This window comes from Enterovirga sp. (assembly GCF_028290205.1).
Taxonomy (GTDB): Bacteria; Pseudomonadota; Alphaproteobacteria; order Rhizobiales; family Beijerinckiaceae; genus Enterovirga.
In genome coordinates this window covers 1-18,796 of the sequence record NZ_JAQGKF010000122.1, presented here as the reverse complement: position 1 = coordinate 18,796, position 18,796 = coordinate 1, and the positions used below count along the sequence as shown (strand labels likewise).

The window sequence follows — 18,796 nt, the reverse complement described above, 5'->3', positions numbered from 1 at the left end:
GGCGTACTCCCTAAGGCTGTGTGGCTGACAGGTCGGTGGCGGTTCAGGCCGGCGGGGCGGCCTTGCTGCCGCGGAACATCAGGCCGGCCTCACGGAAGCCGCCGTCGACGTTGAGGGTGTGCCCGTGGACGTAGCGGGCCTCGTCCGAGCAGAGGAACACCGCCGCGTCGGCGATCTCCTCCGGACGGCCGTAGCGCGTCATCGGGATCAGGTAGTTGTAGGCCGCCCGCGTCGCGGCATCGTGCGCGAACTTGGCCATCTCCGTCTCGATCGCGCCGGGCGCGATGTTGTTGACGTTGATGTCGTATTCGGCGAGTTCGACCGCCATCACCTTGGTGAGCAGCTCGAGGCCCGCCTTGGCGGCTCCATAGGCGGCGCGGCCGTGCCCGCCCCGCTGGCCGGACAGCGAGGCGATGTTGACGATCTTGCCGCTGCGCTGCTTCGCCATCACCCGGGCGGCGGCCTGGGCGACGAAGAAGGCGCCGGTCAGATTGATGCCGATGGTGCGGGTCCAGGTCTCGGCCGTGATGTCGAGAAACGGCGTGTTGCCGCCGATGCCGGCGTTGTTGACCAGGATGTCGAGCCGGCCATAGCGGGCGGTGATCGCCTCCACCAGCGCCTGCACGGAGGCCTGATCAGCCACATCGACCTTGGCTGCCATGCCGTCCGCTGCACCCATCTCGGTCAGCGACTGGCGCGCGCCGTCCTCGTTGATGTCGGCCAGCACGGGCACGGCGCCCTCGCGGTGCAGCGCCTTGGCGATGGCCAAGCCGATGCCCCGCGCTCCACCCGTGACCAGCGCCACCTTGCCTGTCAGACGCATCGTACCCGCCCTGCCTCGTTGATGCTCATGGCCGCCCACCGTCGCGGACCACGCAGAAGAAATCGTCGGTTCCGACCTGGCCGCCTTTGAGCACGAGCTCGAGGCCGTCCCGGTCGGGGCTTGCGGCATGCGCCCGGCAGAGCGGCGAACCCGGCGCCATCGGGGCGATCGCGGTCAGCGCGTCGATGCCCAGCATCGCGGCCGCGTGACTGGACGTGTCGCCGCCGGAGATCACGGCGCGCGGCAGCTTTGCCGTCGAGAGAACCGCATCGAGAACACGGCCCAGCCCCTCGCCGATCCGGTCGTTGATCAGTTCGGCCGACAGGCCGGAGGTCGCGACCGCGTCGCGCAGCCGACCCACGGCCGGATCGTCCGGACCCGCCGCCGTGAAGGCAAGCGGGCTCGCGCCTCGGGCCAGCGCGGCCAGCGAGGCCTGGACGGCCTCCGCGACCGTGGCGTCCCAGGCGGCCGGGTCGACGGCGCGCTCGGCCGGCAGGCGGATGGCCGCAAAGCCGTTCTGGTCCGCGAAGGCGATCTGCCGCGCGGTGACGGGGGAGACCGACCCGGACACGGCCGCGATGGTTTCCACCCGGGCGGGACGGGAGGGTGTGGCAGCAGCCGGGAGCAGCCCGACGCTCCGCCAATAGGCGACCAGCGCGCTTTCAAGTCCCTGCGAGCCGATCGCGAAGGCCTGGCCCCCGGCACGCTCCCAGAGAATCCGCCCTGCCTCGATCTGCGTCTCGGGATCCAGCACGTCGATCGAGACGACGCGGTCGCCTGCGCTCAGCAACTCGGCCAGCCGTGTGTCGGCCTGGCCGCGCTTCATGGCCACGAAGTCGATCAGCCCGATCGGCAGGTCGGTCTGGCGGGCCAGGTGCAGGCCCAGATCCGCCTCGTCGATGGGCGTGACCGGGTGGCGCGCCATGACCGGGTGGCGGTCGAGCCGGAAGCCCCGGCCATGCGCCATCGCGAACAGGTGCCCGAAGCTCTGGAAGCGGCCCATGGAGGGCTCGCCCACCACCATCGGGATCCAGCCGCCGAACAGGCGGGCCCCGATCTCGGCCGCGCGGCCGATGGAGCCGATATGTGGGGCGGAATCGAAGGTCGAGCAGACCTTGTAGTGGACAATCGGCGCGCCGAGGTCCCTCAGGAGCCCGAAGGCGGCCGGAAGGTGCTGGTCCATCCAGTCGGGGCTGCGCGACCGGGCGACGCCCGCGATGCCGATGCCGCGGTAGCCCCGGAACGCCGCGAGTCGCTCGGGGGAGGGCGTCGACAGGAACAGGACGGTCTCGATCCCGGCAAAGGCCAGCTCCTCCATGGACGCCGACGAGCCGGTGAAGTCGTCGCCGTAGAAGGCGACGAGCGGACCGGCCGGCAGGGCCCGGGGCGTGGTCACGCGGCGACCTCGAGGGCCCGGGCCAGTTCCGGACAGGTGCGGGCATGCGCGTCCAGCGGGATCCCAGCGATCGCCGCTTCCCAGGCTTCGCGCAGCGAGCGCACGCCGGCTGCCGGCCCGTCCGGGTGGGCCAGGATACCGCCCCCGGCCGTCATGATCAGGTCGGTGCTCTGCAGCGCGTCGTAGGTGCCGTGGACCTGCCGGGCGGTCTGGCCCGACGAGAAGACCGGCATCACCGTGCAGGGCTTTTCGGGGAACATCGGCGTCAGGCAGGTGCGGGCCGACGCGATCACGCTCTCGTCGGTTTCGGAGAATTTGTTGTCGAGCCCGTTGACATGCATGTGGTCCGCCCCGGCCAGCCGCCAGAGCTTCTGCCAGGCCACGTAGGACCAGCCGAGAAGCGGGTGCCGCGCCAGGTAGCCCCAGCCGTTGCGATGGGCATGGATGGGCAGCTCGGCGAAGCGGGCGAGCTCGATCATGCCGACCAGCCCAACCGAATTCAGGCTGGCCATCAGGCAGGTCGCTCCATGCGCCAGGAGCGTGTCGTGCCGCCGGCGCATCTGGTCGAGATCGCCGGTGAGGTTGAAGGCGAACATCGGCTTGCGGCCGGTCCGGTCCGCATAGGTTTCGATCACCCGCATGACCGCCGCGACACGGGCGTCAAAGGGGCAGTCGGGTCCGTCCGATTGCAGCTCGTCGTCCTTGATGAAGTCGATGCCGGCCTCACAGAGCTCATGCACCAGCGCGGCCGTGGCCTCGGGCCCGAGCCCGACGCTCGGCTTGATGATGGTGCCGATCAGCGGGCGGCCGTGAACCCCCGACATCCGGCGGGTGCCCTCGATGCCGAAGCGCGGTCCCGGATAGGCGGCCGCGAAGGCGCCAGGCAGGCGCAGGTCCAGCAGCTTGAGCCCGCTCACGCATTTGAGCTCGAACAAGTTGCCGGCGACCGTGGCGGCCAGATTGGGCAGCGACGGTCCGGTGGTGGAGAGCGGCCACGACAGGGTCAGCCGGGCGCGCGTGACGCGCTCGTCGGGCCTCGCCCCCCGGTTGGTCGGCAGCGAGCGGCCCGGGACGCCCTCTTCGATCACCTCGAGGGCGACCACGCGGGCGGCGGAGCGCTCCTTCAGCTCGGGCGTTTCGCCGGGCACGGCCACGAAGGTGCCGCTCGATTGCTCGCCGGCGATGATGTCGGCCGCCCGCCCGACGTCGATCGGCGTTTCGAGCAGGTAATCGGCTTCGAAGCGGTCAGATGGCATGGACGCTGTCCGGAGCGGGGAAACCGGGGTCACGCGGCCCGGCAGGTCAGGCCGCCGTCCACCGCCAACGCCACACCGGTGATGTAGCCGGCCTCGTCGGAGGCGAGGAACAGGGCCGCATGGGCGATGTCCCAGGCCGTGCCCATCTTGCCGGTGGGGGAGGCCGCGTCGCGCGCCGCCACCATCTCGTCCGCGGAGGCGTACTGCCCGGAGATCTGCTGGTGGATCAGCGGCGTGTTCATCAGGCCCGGCATGATCGCGTTCACCCGGATGCCGTCGCGGGCGTATTGGAGCGCCAGACCCATGGTAAAATTGTTCACGGCCGCCTTGGCCGCGTAATAGGCCGGATACGGGTAGCCGGTGTAGCGGATGGCCGCGACCGACGAGACGTTGATGATGGCGCCCGACTTGCGGGCCAGCATGTGCGGCAGCACGTGTTTGGCCGCCAAGAAGCAGGTCGTGACGTTGAGGTCGAGCGAGCGCTGCCAGGTGGCCTCGTCCAGCTCGATCGGTCCGCCCATGCTGGCGTAGCCGACGTTGTTGTGCAGCACGTCGATGCGGCCGTGGGCGGAGATCACCTCCTGCACCAGCGCCGCGACAGCGGCGGAATTGGTGGCATCGCAGACATGGGCGCTGGCCCGGCCGCCTTCCTTGGCGATGATGTCGGCCGTCTCGCGGGCGGCGGCCTCGTTCACGTCGACGCAGGCGACATGCGCCCCTTCCCGGGCGAACAGGACGGCCGTGGCCTTGCCGTTGCCCCAGCCCGGACCTACCGAGCCGGCCCCGAACACGAGACAAATCCTGTCATTAAGGCGCTTTGACATCCGGGCCCGCCTGGGTTGCGCGCAACGACCATCGCCGTTGCATCAAGAGCCAGGCGCGGATGTTGCATCCGGATGCGGTCGCGCTTGCACGCGCCGAGGGGTGACAGAAGCGACGCTCCTGCACACGCCACCACCCTGACATCTCCGCCCTGACCGACTTCGTTCGTTGGTGCGACGCTACGGAAACGCGATCTCGCGCGACACCTGAATTCGACGCAGGGAGCTGTAAGCTTTACTCACACCGGACGTTCCGGATCCCGTCATGGCGACCTCTCGACTCCCGCTCAACGCTCTCCGCGCCTTCGAGGCTGCGGCGCGCCACAACAGCATGTCGGCGGCCGCGGTCGAGCTCGGCGTGACGCATGGTGCGATCAGCCGGCATGTGCGGAGCCTGGAGAGCGAGTTCGGCGTCCCCCTGCTCAAGCGGCTGGCGAAATCCGTCGAGCCGACCGCGCAGGGCGGATTGCTGGCCTCGGGTCTGCGCGAAGCCTTCGGGATCATGCAGCAGAGCGTCTCCGCGCTCGCCCCCTCGCCGCTGACGCTGTCCTGCTCGGCGACCATCAGCATGCTGTGGCTGATCCCCCGCCTCGGCGCCTTCAAGCGGGCCAATCCCGACATCGAGGTCCGGCTGAACCTGAATTACGGCGAGGTCGATTTCGTGCGCGACGAGGTCAGCCTCGCGATCCGCTCGACCATGTTCAAGGCGCCCCAGGAGGTGATCATCCGGCCGCTGCTGCGTGAGCATGTCGGGCCGGTCTGCCACCCCGATTACGCCGCTCGCCTCCATCTCGACACGCAGGACAGGCTGGCGGAGGCGCGCCTCCTCGGGACCGCCACCCGTCCGGCCGCCTGGGGGGAGTGGATGGAGGCGAGCGCATGGCGCGGCCGAACCCTGGCCCCTCACGAGACCTACGATCACTTCTATCTTCAGATCCAGGCTGCCGCCTGCGGGCTCGGCGTCGCCGTCGCGCCGAAGATCCTGGTCGAGAGCGAGATCCGCCGCGGCCACCTCGTTGCGCCCTTCGGCTTCGTGGCCGGGCCGCACGAGCTGAACCTCTGGATCGCGCCGCATCTGCGCACGCGGTCGGACGTCCGACGCCTGGCCGGCTGGATCGAGGAGGCGATGCACTCCTCGGAGGCGGGGGCCTGGCCGGTTGAACGTCGGGACCTGGGCTGATCGGGCCGCGGCCCATCAGCCCCTTCGAGCCCCAGGGAGGGCGCGGGTGAGCTGGCGGTAGCCGTCCGGGCTCAGGTGAACCAGGTCGGGCAGAAAGCCGGGATAGGCCGGAGGGGAATGGTCCAAGGCCCGGTCGGCATCGATCACACGGGCCCCCAACGTGGCCGGGAGATCGCGGCCGAGGAGCGCATTCAGGCGAAGCCGCTCGCCGTCGCGGAAGCCGGGCGCCGGCCCGCGCCAGGGCACGGTCACGACCACCGTGTCCGGCTCGCCCCAGAGCCACCGCGCCTGCCGCACCACCTGTCCGATCCCGGCCGCGATCGCCTCGGGGGCGTCACCGTCCGTGAGGTTGTTGCTGCCGACCAGCAGCACCAGCTCGCGCGGCCGAAGATGCTCCGTCCGGCCCGCGCCGAGCCGCCACGCCGTGGTCTCGACCCGGTCCCCGGCCAGGCCCAGGTTCAGCACGCGCCGTCCGCCGCGCGCCCCCTCCAGCAGAGCCGACGGCCACGAGGCCGCGAGCGAGTCGCCGATCAGGATCAGGTCCGCTTCCTCCGGAAGCGCTGCCGACATGGCCCTGAACCGCTTCAGGTAGGATTCCTTGGTGGGCGGGACGGGCCGGAGCGGCTTGGCCATGTTCAATCCGCCTGCCCGGGAGACCGAAGCCCGACCGCATTCAGCACCTCCCGGCCGAGGACGGGCGTGTAGTGCAGGTTGTCCAGCCAAACATCGGTCGATCCCGAATCCGGATTGAACGGGTCGGCCGCGCCGCGATCCGCGAGATCGATGAAGGTGGCCCCGTGCTCGGCCGCGACCCCGGCCATGTCGGCGCGCCAGCGGCTGAAATCGTCCAGCAGGCCGCGCTCGGCCAGGATCCGACGCTGGGCCTCGCTGACCGGGGACAGGTACAGCGTGACCCGGACGTGGGCGAAGGCGTGCAGCGCCTGCCGCAGCGGCTCGAGCGTCTCGGGCCGATAGGGCGCTGTCAGCCGCCGCCGGGCCGCATCGTTCTGGCGCGTCTGGTCGGGCCGGAGCTTGGGCGTGATCCGGAACCCCTCCCGCGTCCACGCGCCGGGCTCGGCGCCCCGCGCGACCCGGTCGATGAAGCTGTCGGTGATCGCGTAGCGGCTGATCGCGGCGCCGAGCCGCGCCTCCCAGCGGCCGGCCGCGTCTCTGAGGCTTGGGCTGAGCTGGACGGGGAGGGGATCGCGGCGCGAGAACATGTAGTAATCGAGTCCCAGCACCACCTGCCGGAGCCGGCTGCGCGAGGCGACCACGCTCGCCACGAGGGGCAATTCGTCGGCCACGAGGGCCGAGATCCCGGCATTGTAGACCTCGCCGCGCAGCCGGGGGGCGACGTCGCGCGGGTCGAGACCGTGATACACGGTGGAGCTTCCCAGCAGGGCCACGCTGTAGGGCCGGACAAGCGCCTGCAGCACCTTGGCCCGGCGCGTCTGCCGGTCGAGGATCCGGCTCGCGCCGCCGGTCACGGCGAGCCAGGGCGGGCGCTCGCGATAGACCCAGTAGGCGTCGAACCAGACCACGCGGCCGACCCCGAGGGCGAGCGTGGCGCAGACCGCGAGCCCGCCGACGGCAAGCGCGGCGCGCCAGCGCGTCTCGGCGGACGGGGTGGAAGGGGGCATCGGTGACGTCGCCGCCTCGAGGGCCTCTGCGGCTCCGCAGGGGCGCACGCGCCCGGCCGCCCGGTACTATGCGCCGGCGGCAGCTTCCGTTCCCGGCCGGCTCCCGGCGGGCTTGCCTGGTGTCCCTCAGTACAGACGGGTGCGGTAACCCTCCTCCATGAGGGTCTCGGCGGCCGCGACGTCGATTTTGCGGGTCTGTTCGGCAATGATGCGGCCGAGCGTCGGAAAGCGGTCGCGCTCGACCTGCGCCGCGCTGTCCCAGAGCCGCGATCGCATCAACGCCTTGCCGCAATGGAAGAAGGCCTCCCGGATCTCGACCATGAGCGCCGCGGCCGGCACCTTGCCCTGAGCGGCCAGGGGCTCGAGCAGGGCCGGATCGCGCGTGATGCGGGCCGCACCGTTGACCCGCAGGGTCTCATTGATGCCTGGCACGAAGAAGATGAGCCCGACGCCCGGCGAGGCCAGCACGTTGGCGAAGCTGTCCACGCGGTTGTTGCCGCGCCGGTCCGGGATCAGCAGTGTCGTGTCGTCCAAGACCTGCACAAAGCCGGGCGCATCGCCGCGCGGGCTGGCATCGGCGTTGCCGAGCCCGTCCGCGCTGCTCAGCACCAGGAAGGGCGAGAGCGCGATGAAGTCCCGGCAGAAATGGTCGAGTTGCCTCTGGACCTTGTGCTCGGCCAGGGTGCTGATCGGGCCGAAATGGGCGCGCAGGTCCTGCGAATTCTCGATCCGCTCGCCGGTCTCGACGTCCAGCCCCATCGCATCCTCCTACGGCCGACGCGGCGCCAAGGCTGCGGCGCTGCACCGTCGTAGACAGCATCGGCGGGGCGGCAAAAACAACCCCGGCGCTCCGCCCGAGCGGAAGCAGCCCGCCGGAGCCGGAGGCACGGTGCACGGCAGCCTCGTCCCGGGGCAGGGCTGCGGTCTGGAGGGCAGGTCGGGCGCCGTCGGGGCAAGGCTGGCTCGGCCGCTCGGGCCTGCGCTGCGGTCGCGCTGCGGCGGGGAAAGGGCGGCGGCCGCACGGGGCCGGGTGGCAGCACGGGGGGGCGGCGGCCAACGCCGGCCGTGCCGATCGCGGCGGCGGGCCACGCGTCGCGTCACGCCGGACTCGAAACGGGAGCGGCCGAGATGGGGCGGGTCGTGCTGGGAGCTGTGCCTGACGGCCGCTCCGCTGCCCCTTGGGTCGCTCCCGTTCGTTGTTCGTTCAGAACCGCTCGGCCGTGAGCCGGACAAGTGCTCGCGGCTATCTAGGCGGCATCCTGCTGAGGTGGAGTCATGAACACTCCCTTTCCCTGCAGTCGGCGTGCTGCAGAACCTGGCGCGACGAGCCTCTTGTGGGAGGCTGTCTGTCTCCGTTGGTTGCGAAGACCTGCGGAGATTGCGCCCGACCCGACAAACCGTCAAGAACATCCTTCGCTGCAGCGCGGAAGATCCTGAACGGAATGCGCATCGCCGGCGTGGCGCGAGACGCGGCGGTCGGTTTGCGCCCGCTCCGCCGCGGCCCGGATGGCCGGCGGAGCCGCCGTCAACCCTTGCGCGAACTCCCCGTCACGGGCCATGAAACCCGAAGCGTGGCCATTGCGTTGTCTCGGCATCCAGGGACGTCCAAGGTCCCGACCGCACCAGGACGCCAACATGCGCTCTTTCTCGATCGGCCTCGCGGCTCTCGCGGCGGCACTCTCCTTTTCGCAGCCCGCCTCGGCCCAGTTCTGGCTCGACCCGCTGGACGAGCGCCCGATGGAATACCTGGATCAGGGCGGCGCCTATCAGCCCCAAGCCGCGCCGAGCCAGCGCCGCGCCGTTGAGTTCTCCAGCCGCTATGCGCCCGGCACGATCGTGATCTCGACCGAGCAGCGTCGGCTTTATCTCGTGACCGGCCGCGGTGAGGCGATCGAGTACGCCGTCGGCGTCGGCCGGCCGGGCTTCGAGTGGCGCGGCGCGAAGACCATCACCCGCAAGGCGGAATGGCCGAGCTGGAGGCCGCCGGCCGAAATGCTGCGCCGCCGCCCCGACCTGCCGCGCTACATGTCGGGCGGCGAGGACAACCCGCTCGGCGCGCGCGCCCTCTATCTCGGCTCGTCGCTCTACCGCATCCACGGCTCGAACGAGCCCGAGACCATCGGCCAGGCCGTGTCCTCCGGCTGCATCCGGATGACCAACGAGGACGTGATCGACCTCTACCGTCGGGTCCGCGTCGGCACTAAGGTCGTGGTCATGTGAGCCGGGCGTCGCAGGCGCGCACAACCGGGCGCGCCTGTCACCCGGATCCAACATGAACCGTCCTCTCCGTCCGGTCGCCGCAAGCGATCGGCCCATCGATGCCGGCGTCAGGATCGGCCACGTCCACCTGAAGGTGGCCGACCTCGACCGCTCGCTCGCCTTCTATTGCGGCGTGCTCGGCTTTGAGCTGATCCAGCGCTACGGCCGGCAGGCCGCCTTCGTGTCGGCCGGCGGCTACCATCACCATCTCGGCCTCAACACCTGGGAAAGCCTGGGCGGCAGCCCGCCGCCGCCCGGCACCACGGGCCTGTTCCACACCGCCATCCTGTATCCGACACGGCCGCTCCTGGCCGACGCCCTGCGGCGGGTCAGCGCAGCCGGGATCGCGCTGGACGGCGCCTCGGACCACGGCGTCAGCGAGGCGCTGTACCTGCGCGATCCGGACCAGAACGGGGTCGAGCTCTACTGGGACCGGCCACGCGGGGCCTGGCCGGTGGCGCCGGATGGCTCTCTCGCGATGTTCACCCGGGCGCTCGATCTCGACGACCTGCTGCGGGCTGGCTGAGACCTGCTCGCGGCCTCCGGTCGCGCCTCGCCAGCCCCGCCGACCTTGCCTCGCGCCGACCCGGAAACTAACCTGACGCCTCCCCCCGGAACCCCCGTGCCATGGCCCTTTCACTCCTCAACGTCGATGCGATTCGGCAGGCCGACAGGTCGAGCGAACCGTACGATTACCTGCTCGGCTCGGACTTCCTGAAGCCCGAGGCGGTGGCCGACCTGCGGCGCGACTTCCCGCAGATCGACAAGCCCGGCTACCTGACGGTGGATGAGGTCCAGCTCAAGGGCCGCTTCAAGCAGCTCATCGAGGAGCTGGAGAGCGACGAGCTGACGGCGGAGCTGTCCAAGAAATTCGGCCGCGACCTCACGCCCTATCCGCGCCTCACGACCATCATGAAGCGGTCGCAGCCGAAATACGGCGCCATCCACACGGACGGCCCGTCCAAGGTCATGACCATGCTGGTCTACATGAACGACAATTGGGAGGCCGGCGAAGGCGGGCGGCTGCGCGTGCTCTACGACGGCGAGAATTTCGAGCCCTACAAGGTCGAGGTCCCGCCGGTGATGGGCACCGTGTTCGCGTTCCTGCGGGGCGACGCGTCCTGGCACGGGCACCAGCCCTTCGCGGGCGAGCGCAAGGTGGTGCAGATCGCCTGGGTCACCAACGCCGACGAACTCGCCCGCAAGAAGAAGCGCAACCGCGTGTCGCAATTCCTCAAGGGCATCTTCGGGCGGTGAGCCGCGTCGGGGCTTCTCCCGGCCGGGGGAGGCTCTGCCGCACGGGGCGCAGCAGGCCGAGGGGGAAGAACCCGTGACCCTCGCAGCGCCCGGCGCCGGGCCCGACAGCCGGGAGAGGCGCGGGGCCGCGCCGATCCGCCGGCTCGAACCCGTTCTGATCGATCGCATCGCGGCCGGCGAGGTGGTGGAGCGTCCCGCCTCCGCGCTCAAGGAACTCGTCGAGAACGCGGTCGATGCCGGGGCGTCCCATATCGACATCGTGCTGGAGGCCGGTGGGCGGCGCCTGATCCGTGTCACCGATGACGGTCACGGCATGGGGGCCGGCGATCTCGCCCTGGCAGTCGAGCGCCATGCCACGTCGAAGCTGCCGGACGGCGACCTGTCCGACATCCGCACGCTCGGCTTCCGGGGCGAGGCCCTGCCCTCGATCGGGGCGGTGTCCCACCTGTCCATCACCTCCCGCCGCCGGGGCGACGCCACCGGGCACGCGCTGGTGGTCGAGGCCGGCCGGAAGGGGCCGGTCCGGCCGGCTGCGGCCGCGCCGGGCACGCGGATCGAGGTGCGAGACCTCTTCGCCGCCACGCCTGCCCGGCTGAAGTTCCTCCGCAGCGACCGGGCCGAGGCCTTGGCCGCGCTCGACATGCTGCGCCGCATCGCCATGGCCCATCCGGGGCTCCGCCTGTCGCTCGCCGGCGACCACCTCTCGCCGCTTGAATACGGGCCGGAGGCGGATACGCCGGACGGTCACCTGCGCCGCGCGGGGCGGGTTCTGGGCGCCGAATTCCCGGCCAATGCCGTCCCGGTCCGGGCCGAGCGCGAGGACCTCCGTCTCGGGGGCCATGCCGGCCTGCCGACCTTTCACCGCGGCGCCGCGACCCACGTCCACGTGGTGGTGAACGGCCGCCCGGTCCGCGACAAGCTTCTGCTGTCGGCCGTCCGGGGGGCCTATGCGGACGTGATGACCCGGGACCGCCACCCGGTCGTGGCGTTGCGGCTCGAGTGCCACCCTGGCCGGGTCGACGTGAACGTCCACCCGGCCAAGACCGAGGTCCGGTTCCGGGATCCGGGCCTGGTGCGCGGGCTCGTCGTGTCGGCGATCCGCGACGCGCTCGGCCGCGCGGGGCTGAGGGCCTCGACGGCGACCGCGGCCGAGGCCCTCGGCCGAATGGGCCCGGCGTGGTCCCGGCCCGGCCCGGGCGGCGTTTCGGTCTCGGGCTGGCGCCCGGCCCAGGCTTCCGCGGCTGGCTTTGCTGAGCGTGAACAGGCGGCCTTCGCGCTGGACGATGCACCCTCGGCCGCCCCGGCCGAGGATCTGGCTGCCCCGGACCAGGAGGCTGCCCCGCTCGGCGCCGCCCGGGCGCAGTTGCACGAATGCTATGTGGTGGCCCAGACCCGGGACGGCATCGTGATCGTGGACCAGCACGCCGCGCACGAGCGGCTCGTCTATGAGCGCCTGAAGCAGCAGCGGGCCGAGCACGGCATCGCCCGCCAGAGCCTGCTCATCCCGGCGGTGATCGAGATGGACCCGGCGGAGGCGCGGCGCCTTGCCGCCGAAGCCGGCCCCCTGGCGCAGCTCGGGCTGGCGATCGAAGCCTTCGGCCCGGGTGCGGTGCTGGTGCGCGAGGTGCCAGCCGCCCTTGCGACAGCCGATCTCGACCGGCTGCTCCGGGACGTCGCGGACGCGCTCTCGGCGGACCTGTCGGGGGAGGCCGGGGCCGGCGCCTCGGCCCTCGAGCGGCGGCTCGACGCGGTGCTGTCCCGCATGTCCTGCCACGGCTCCGTGCGGGCCGGCCGGCGCCTGTCCGGCCCCGAGATGAACGCCCTGCTGCGCGACATGGAGCGGGTGCCGAATGCCGGCCAATGCAACCACGGCCGGCCCACCTTCGTGGAACTGAAGCTCGCCGACATCGAAAAGCTGTTCGGCCGCCGCTGACGCGTCACCCTGTGTTCCGGATCAACGGCAGCAATTCTTAACGTTTCGGGGCACCTGATGCCGGCCGCCCGGCAGGTCGGGCCGGAACGGGTGATGGCTGCTCACAACCTGCTTCTGCTCGCGGCGGAGCTCCTGCTCTACTTCTCCGTGCTCGCGCTGCTGTTCCGGCTGCGCAAGCGCCTGGGCATCGGGCTGTTCGTCACCGCGCTCGGGACGGTGCATTTCCTCGAGGGCTATCTGGCCGCCCTCGTCTATGTCGGCACGCCGGGCGGGTTCGTGGTCTCTCCGGGCTCCTCGGTCCTGTTCGCGGGCAAGCTCGTGATGCTGCTCCTCCTGTATGTGAAGGAGGACGCGACCGCCGTGCGGCAGCCGATCTACGGCCTGCTGGCCGGCAATCTCGTGGTGCTGGCGCTGGTGTTGCTCCTGCGGCTGCACGGGCCCACCGCCGCGACGGGGCGGGCGCCCGATATCGGCTTCCTGGGCGAGATGGGCTGGCTCATGGCCTGGGGGTCGGTGCTGCTCTACCTCGATTGCCTGGCCCTGGTGCTGGTCTACGAGAAGCTCGGCCGCGCCCTGGGCCGGCACCTGACGATCCGGATCTGGCTGGCCTCCGCTGTCGTGCTCACCTTCGACCAGCTCGCCTTTTTCGCCGGGCTCGTCCTGCTGTTCGGGGCCGGGCCGGAGGTGCTCCTCGGCGGCTGGATCGGCAAGATGGTCTCAGGGCTCTGCTTCGCCCTGTTGGCCGGTCTCTATCTCCGCTTCGCCGAGCGTGACGGCGACACCCATGTGCCCGGAGCCCCGCTCGCCGACGTGTTCGGCGCGCTGACCTACCGCGAGCGCTACCATGCGCTCGTCGAATCCTCGGGCCGCGACGCACTCACCGGAGCGCTGAACCGGAACCGGCTGGAGCAGGACGGCCGCCACGTGGTCGATCTCGCGCTGACGGCCGGCCAGAACGTGACGGTCGCAGTTGTCGACGTCGACCGCTTCAAGAGCATCAACGACCGGTTCGGCCACGCCCTCGGCGACGAGGCGCTGCGGCGCATCGCGGACGCGATCCGGGGGGCCATCCGGCCGGGGGACTATCTGTTCCGCTATGGCGGCGACGAGTTCCTGGTCTGCGCCATCGGCCTGTCCCCGGAGGAGGGATCGACCCAGGCCGAGCGGCTGCGCGCCGCGACGTGTAGCGTCGCGGTGCCGGGAATGCAGGACGGGCTGTCCAGCACGGTGGGAATCGCCACCGGCCCGGCGGACGGATCGGACTACCGGGCGCTGTTCGCGCTCGCGGACGCGCGCCTGCTGTCCGGCAAGACGATCAGCCGATTCCGGGCCTGGAGCGGCGACCCGGCCAACACGGACGGGCCGGACCCCGGCATTCGGAACAACCTGATGAGTGCCTGAGGGGGTCAGCGGGTGCGGGGCGGCCGCCCTTCCAGTGGATAGGCGGGATCGTTGTAGCCCGGCGTCGAGGGGTGGCCCGGCGCCACCAGCCGGTCCACCAGCGCCTCGTCCTCGGCCGTGAAGCTGTAGGCGAGGGCGCCAAGGTAATCCTGCCAATGCTCCTCGGTCCGCGGCCCGACCACGGCGCCGGTGACCAGGCGGTTGTTCAACACCCAGCCTAGCGCGAACTGCCCGGGCGTGATGCCGCGCGCCTCGGCATGGCGACGGATCTCCTGGGCGACGTCGAGCGACTCGGTGCGCCATTCCGTTTCCAGCATGCGCTTGTCCTGCCGGCCGGCCCTGGTGCCCGGGGGCGGGGGGCGGGAGGGGTCGTATTTGCCGGTCAGGATGCCGCGCGCGAGGGGGCTGTAGGGAAACACGCCGAGCCCGAAATGGCCGCAGGCGGGCAGGTGCTCCACCTCCGGCATGCGGTTCAGCGCGTTGTAATAGGGCTGACTCACCACCGGGCGGTCGATGCCGAACGCATCGGCAAGCCGGCAGATTTCCGCCACCCGCCAGGCTCGGTAGTTGGACACGCCGAAATACCGGATCTTCCCGGCCCGGACGAGGTCGGCGACCGCCCGCACCGTCTCCTCGAGCGGCGTCGCGTGGTGCTCCTTGTGCAGGTAGAGGATGTCGATCGCCTCGACGCCGAGGCGGCGCAGGCTCGCCTCGCAGGCCAGCATGATGCGGCGCCGGGACAGGCCGGAATCGTTCGGTCCCGCGTTGGGCCCAACCGGGTTCGCGACCTTGGTGGCCACCACCCAGCGGTCGCGGTCGGCCGCCATGGCCCGGCCCACGATCTCCTCGGAGCGACCCTCCGTGTAGGTATCGGCCGTGTCGATGAAGTTGATGCCCGCCTCCGCCGCCGAGGCGATGATGCGCGCCGCCACCGCTTCCTCGGTCGGGCCGCCGAACATCATGGTCCCGAGGCAGAGCGGCGACACCTTGAGGCCGGAGCGTCCGAGCTGGCGATAATCCATGGCGTTGCTCCCTAGATCAGCCGCGAGATGGCGAGCGCGAGCCCTTGCGCGCGGGGCACCATGGAGGCGACCTCCAGGTATTCCTCCGGCGAATGGGCCCGCCCGCCGACCGGGCCGGTGGCACAGACCGTGGGGCAGCCCACGGCCGAGGTGAAGCCGGAATCGGCGCAGCCTCCGGTGAATTCGCCCTCGACCCGGCTGCCGAGCTCGCCCATGGCCTCGCGGTACACGTCGAACACGGCGCGCGAGGCCTCGTCCTGGCGCAGGGGCAGGAACTCGCCCTTGATCTCGAGCCGGGCCTCGGTCCCGGGCACGGTCGCCCCCGTGACGATGCCCTCGATCCGGACCATGGCCTGCGCCCGCTGAGGCGGCTCGACATAGCGCAGGTCGATGCCGATGGTGGCCGACGGCGCCACCGTGTTGACCGATTGCCCGCCCGAGACCAGGCCGACATTCAGGGTCACGCCGTTCGGAATGTCGGTGATGGCCGAGAGTGCCACGATCTTGTGCGCGATCTCCGTGATGGCGCTGATGCCGGCCTCGAAATTGCCGCCCGAATGCGCGGCCCGTCCGGTGACATGGCATTCCATGAACACGCCGCCCTTGCGGCCGGTCACGATGTTGCCGGTGGGGCGGCCGGGTTCGGCGTTGAACACGGCCCGGGCGCCCCGTGCGGTTTCCTCGATGATGCCTCGGCAGGACGGCGAGCCGATCTCCTCGTCCGAGGTGATCAGCATGGCGAGCGGAGCCGGGTGGCCGCCGAAGCGGCTATAGGCCGCCATCACGAAGGCGTTCATGACGAGGCCGGCCTTCATGTCGGCGACGCCGGGGCCATAGGCGCGCCCGGCCTCGATGTGGAACGGCCGCCGGGCGGCCTCGCCCTTCGGAAACACCGTGTCCCGGTGGCCGAGGAGCAGCACGGGCCGGTTCGAGCCCCCGGACCCGGCGAGGGTGGCCAGGAAGGCGTCGCCGAAGCCCTCGCGGGGGTGGCGGGCGACTGACATCCCGTGTTCGGCCAGGAAGCTCGCGAAACGGTCGCCGACAGCGTCCACCCCGGCCTTGTCGTAGCTGCCGGAATCCATGTTCACGACCTCTTCCAGCAGCGACAGCATGGCGCCCTCCTGCGCGGCGAGCCAGTCGAGCACGGAGCGGGCGGTTTCGGTCACGGCAATCTCCGGAAGAGAAGATGCGCTTACACGCTCGCCGCGGCCGGCGCACTCCCCGGGGCGTCCCGCGAAGGGCATGCCACCTGTTGCACCGCCGTCCTTGCCGGCTGGCCGCCCCGGCGGCATGGTCGGCCACCGCCTCCGTGGACCTTCTGCATGCGCCGCACCCTTGTCCTGCTCGCCACAGCCATTCTCGGCGCCTCCGCGGCTGCGGCCTACGAGGTCGTCCCGGCCGAGAAACGCGTCATCCCCTACGTGGCCGAGTTGCCTCTGTGCGGGGACCCCTCGGTGCTGGCCGAGATCTCGACGCGCTTCGCCGAGAAAGAGGCGCAGTTCTGGAACTCAGCCCTGACCATCGTGGAATATTCGCGCATCAAGCCGCTGGCCTGGCGGCCCTGGGGCCTCGACACCATCCCGCGGCGCTTCTGCACCGCGACGGCCCTCGTCTCGAGTGGCCGCCGGCACCGCATCGACTATTCCGTGCGCGAGGACCTGAACTTCATCAGCGCCGGCTGGGGCGTTGAATGGTGCGTCACGGGGCTCGACCGCAATCTCGCCTATGCGCCGGCCTGCCGCATGGCGCGGCCGTGACCGGCCGGGCCGTCGCCGCCGTTCTCACGTTCCTGGCGGCCCTCGCCGCCGCCCTGCCGGCCTCGGCCGAGGAGCGCGGCGGGGCGCCGGGCCGCTTCGACTTCTACGTTCTCGCCCTGTCCTGGTCGCCGAACTACTGCGAGAGCGACCGGCGCCGCTCGCAGCAATGCGAGAGCGGGCGCCGGCTCGGGTTCGTGGTGCACGGGCTGTGGCCGCAGCACGAGCGCGGCTTTCCGACCGAATGCGGCGCGGAGCGCGGCCTGCCGCGGGCCGCCCTCGACGCGGCCGGCGGCGTGTTCCCGGATGAGGGGCTGGCCCGCCACCAATGGCGCCGGCACGGCACCTGCTCGGGCCTAGGACCGGGGGAATACATGCAGGCGGTGCGGGACGCCCGGGCCAAAATCCGCATCCCGGAGCCGCTGTCCGAGCTGGCTCAGGACGGCGAAACCTCGCCCCAGGCGGTGGAGCGCGCCTTCGTCGGCAGCAATCCGGGGCTGAGGGCCGACATGATGTCCGTCCAGTGCCGGCGCGGCGCTCTGCAGGAGGTGCGGATCTGCCTGACGCGGGACCTGCGGGCCTTTCGGCCCTGTCCGGAGGTGGACCGCCGCTCGTGCCGGGTCGGGCCGATCCGGGTCACGGCGCCGCGCTAAGTCGGCCCCCCGGTCAGCGTCCGAGGGCGCGGGCGAGTTCCGCCTTGGACATGCGGGACCGTCCCGGGATGTCGCGCTTCTTCGCCTGCTCGTAGAGGCCGGCCTTGGTGGCGTTCGGGCCCGTCTCGGCCGCGGCCTGCGCGGTCTGTCCCTTGCGCTCCTTCTGCTTCGTCCTGGCCAGGTTCTTGCGGTTCTCTTTGGGGCTCTCCTGGTTGGTCGAGCCCGATTCGTGCAGCGCGATGGCGAGCGCCTGACGGCGGCTCTTCACCTTCGGGCCGGCCTGTCCGGTCCGCAGCTCGCCATGCTTGAACTCGTGCATGACGCGCTCCACCGTCTCCTTCTGAGCGGGTGTCTGCTTGGCCATGTCACGTCTCCCGTCCGACCCTCAACGCGGACGGGGCGAATCGGCTCCACGCCGAGGCGCGAGCCTCACTCGATGCCGAGCTTCTGCTTCACGAGGGCGTTTACGGCGCCGGGCGCGGCCTTGCCGCCGGTCGCCTTCATGACCTGACCGACGAACCAGCCGGCGAGGGTCGGCTTCGCCTTGGCCTGCTCCGCCTTGTCCGGATTGGCGGCGATGACCTGGTCGACCGCCGCCTCGATCGCGCCCGTGTCGGTGACCTGTTTCAGGCCCCGGCTCTCCACCAGTTCGCGCGGGTCGCCGCCTTCCTGCCAGACGATCTCGAACAGGTCCTTGGCGATCTTGCCGGAAATGGTCTTGTCGGTGATCAGGTCGATGATGGCGCCGAGCTGGGCCGCCGAAACCGGGCTGTCCTCGATCCCGCGGCCCTCCCGGTTGAGCCGTCCGAACAACTCGTTGATGACCCAGTTCGCGGCCGTCTTGCCGTCGCGGCCGGCCGCGACCGCCTCGAAGTAATCGGCCGAGGCCCGCTCCGCCACGAGCACGCCCGCATCGTAGGGCGAGAGGCCGAAGCTCGCGACCAGCCGGGCCTTCTTCTCGTCCGGGAGTTCCGGCAGGTCCGCCGCGAGCCCGTCCACAAAGGCCTGGTCGAATTCGAGCGGCAGGAGGTCGGGATCCGGGAAGTAGCGGTAATCGTGCGCCTCTTCCTTGGACCGCATGGAGCGGGTCTCGCCGCGTCCGGCATCGAACAGCCGCGTCTCCTGCTTGATGACGCCGCCGTCCTCGATGATCGCGATCTGGCGCCGGGCCTCGTACTCGATGGCCTGGCCGATGAAGCGGATCGAATTGACGTTCTTGATCTCGCAGCGGGTGCCGAGCGGCTCGCCCGGCCGCCGCACGGAGACGTTCACGTCGGCCCGCAGGCTGCCCTTCTCCATGTCGCCGTCGCAGGTGCCAAGATAGCGCAGGATCGTCCTGAGCTTGGCGACATAGGCCTTGGCCTCCTCGGAGGAGCGCAGGTCGGGCTTGGAGACGATTTC

19 protein-coding genes are annotated in these 18,796 nt (G+C 71.0%); 8 read left to right on the top strand and 11 right to left on the bottom strand.

What is annotated here, in order from left to right:
- Positions 1-43: 43 nt before the first annotated feature.
- Genes JWR86_RS08820 through JWR86_RS08805 form a run of 4 tightly spaced genes read right to left on the bottom strand, consistent with a single transcriptional unit; the run spans position 44 to position 4,299 of the window.
- Positions 44-823, bottom strand: a complete 780-nt coding sequence (locus JWR86_RS08820; RefSeq protein WP_299563781.1) for a 3-oxoacyl-ACP reductase family protein — start codon at positions 821-823, stop codon at positions 44-46.
- Positions 824-848: 25 nt separating this feature from the next.
- Positions 849-2,219: a four-carbon acid sugar kinase family protein gene (locus JWR86_RS08815; protein WP_299563778.1), complete on the bottom strand. Its 1,371-nt coding sequence runs from the start codon at positions 2,217-2,219 to the stop codon at positions 849-851.
- Positions 2,216-3,475, bottom strand: coding sequence for a ribulose-bisphosphate carboxylase large subunit family protein (locus JWR86_RS08810; protein ID WP_299563775.1), 1,260 nt, complete (start codon positions 3,473-3,475; stop codon positions 2,216-2,218). The genes JWR86_RS08815 and JWR86_RS08810 overlap by 4 nt, the downstream gene beginning before the upstream one ends.
- A 29-nt stretch (positions 3,476-3,504) precedes the next feature.
- Complete coding sequence (locus tag JWR86_RS08805; RefSeq protein ID WP_299563772.1) at positions 3,505-4,299, bottom strand: SDR family oxidoreductase; 795 nt, start codon at positions 4,297-4,299, stop codon at positions 3,505-3,507.
- A 262-nt stretch (positions 4,300-4,561) separates the two neighbouring features.
- Here JWR86_RS08805 and JWR86_RS08800 point away from each other — a divergent pair, with 262 nt between their 5' ends.
- Positions 4,562-5,476: a LysR family transcriptional regulator gene (locus JWR86_RS08800; RefSeq protein ID WP_299563770.1), complete on the top strand. Its 915-nt coding sequence runs from the start codon at positions 4,562-4,564 to the stop codon at positions 5,474-5,476.
- 15 nt (positions 5,477-5,491) lie between these two features.
- Here the strand turns inward: JWR86_RS08800 and JWR86_RS08795 are convergent, their stop codons facing one another.
- The 3 genes from JWR86_RS08795 to JWR86_RS08785 form a co-directional block, all read right to left on the bottom strand.
- Entirely contained in the window at positions 5,492-6,109 is a 618-nt protein-coding gene (locus tag JWR86_RS08795) for a GDSL-type esterase/lipase family protein (protein ID WP_299563767.1), read from the bottom strand.
- Between the two features lie 2 nt (positions 6,110-6,111).
- Entirely contained in the window at positions 6,112-7,116 is a 1,005-nt protein-coding gene (locus JWR86_RS08790) for an SGNH/GDSL hydrolase family protein (RefSeq protein ID WP_299563764.1), read from the bottom strand.
- 126 nt (positions 7,117-7,242) lie between these two features.
- Positions 7,243-7,875 (bottom strand): pyridoxamine 5'-phosphate oxidase family protein, encoded by a 633-nt coding sequence (locus JWR86_RS08785; protein WP_299563761.1) that lies wholly within the window; start codon positions 7,873-7,875, stop codon positions 7,243-7,245.
- 876 nt (positions 7,876-8,751) lie between these two features.
- On the opposite strand from JWR86_RS08785, the gene JWR86_RS08780 reads away from it, so the two are divergent.
- From JWR86_RS08780 to JWR86_RS08760, 5 genes are all read left to right on the top strand, one after another.
- Positions 8,752-9,336 (top strand): L,D-transpeptidase, encoded by a 585-nt coding sequence (locus JWR86_RS08780; protein ID WP_299563758.1) that lies wholly within the window; start codon positions 8,752-8,754, stop codon positions 9,334-9,336.
- Between the two features lie 52 nt (positions 9,337-9,388).
- Positions 9,389-9,901, top strand: a complete 513-nt coding sequence (locus JWR86_RS08775; protein WP_299563755.1) for a VOC family protein — start codon at positions 9,389-9,391, stop codon at positions 9,899-9,901.
- A 101-nt stretch (positions 9,902-10,002) separates the two neighbouring features.
- On the top strand, positions 10,003-10,632 hold the full coding sequence (locus tag JWR86_RS08770; RefSeq protein WP_299563753.1) for a 2OG-Fe(II) oxygenase: 630 nt from the start codon (positions 10,003-10,005) through the stop codon (positions 10,630-10,632).
- A 73-nt stretch (positions 10,633-10,705) separates the two neighbouring features.
- Positions 10,706-12,565, top strand: coding sequence for a DNA mismatch repair endonuclease MutL (gene mutL, locus JWR86_RS08765; RefSeq protein WP_299563750.1), 1,860 nt, complete (start codon positions 10,706-10,708; stop codon positions 12,563-12,565).
- Between the two features lie 93 nt (positions 12,566-12,658).
- Positions 12,659-13,966 carry a GGDEF domain-containing protein gene (locus tag JWR86_RS08760; protein WP_299563747.1) on the top strand — a complete coding sequence of 436 codons (1,308 nt, stop codon included), beginning with the start codon at positions 12,659-12,661 and terminating at the stop codon, positions 13,964-13,966.
- 5 nt (positions 13,967-13,971) lie between these two features.
- Here the strand turns inward: JWR86_RS08760 and JWR86_RS08755 are convergent, their stop codons facing one another.
- On the bottom strand, positions 13,972-14,988 hold the full coding sequence (locus JWR86_RS08755; RefSeq protein WP_299563744.1) for an aldo/keto reductase: 1,017 nt from the start codon (positions 14,986-14,988) through the stop codon (positions 13,972-13,974).
- 11 nt (positions 14,989-14,999) lie between these two features.
- Positions 15,000-16,100, bottom strand: a complete 1,101-nt coding sequence (locus tag JWR86_RS08750) for a M20 family metallopeptidase (protein ID WP_299563807.1) — start codon at positions 16,098-16,100, stop codon at positions 15,000-15,002.
- Positions 16,101-16,310: 210 nt separating this feature from the next.
- On the opposite strand from JWR86_RS08750, the gene JWR86_RS08745 reads away from it, so the two are divergent.
- Positions 16,311-16,745, top strand: coding sequence for a hypothetical protein (locus JWR86_RS08745; RefSeq protein WP_299563741.1), 435 nt, complete (start codon positions 16,311-16,313; stop codon positions 16,743-16,745).
- Complete coding sequence (locus JWR86_RS08740) at positions 16,742-17,395, top strand: ribonuclease T2 (protein ID WP_299563738.1); 654 nt, start codon at positions 16,742-16,744, stop codon at positions 17,393-17,395. Before JWR86_RS08745 ends, JWR86_RS08740 begins: the two co-directional genes overlap by 4 nt.
- 13 nt (positions 17,396-17,408) lie before the next feature.
- Here the strand turns inward: JWR86_RS08740 and JWR86_RS08735 are convergent, their stop codons facing one another.
- Both JWR86_RS08735 and gatB read right to left on the bottom strand, forming a co-directional pair.
- Positions 17,409-17,759: a DUF6496 domain-containing protein gene (locus tag JWR86_RS08735; protein WP_299563736.1), complete on the bottom strand. Its 351-nt coding sequence runs from the start codon at positions 17,757-17,759 to the stop codon at positions 17,409-17,411.
- Between the two features lie 65 nt (positions 17,760-17,824).
- Positions 17,825-18,796, bottom strand: a 972-nt coding sequence (gene gatB, locus JWR86_RS08730) for an Asp-tRNA(Asn)/Glu-tRNA(Gln) amidotransferase subunit GatB (RefSeq protein ID WP_299563733.1), incomplete at its 5' end; no start/stop codon positions are given.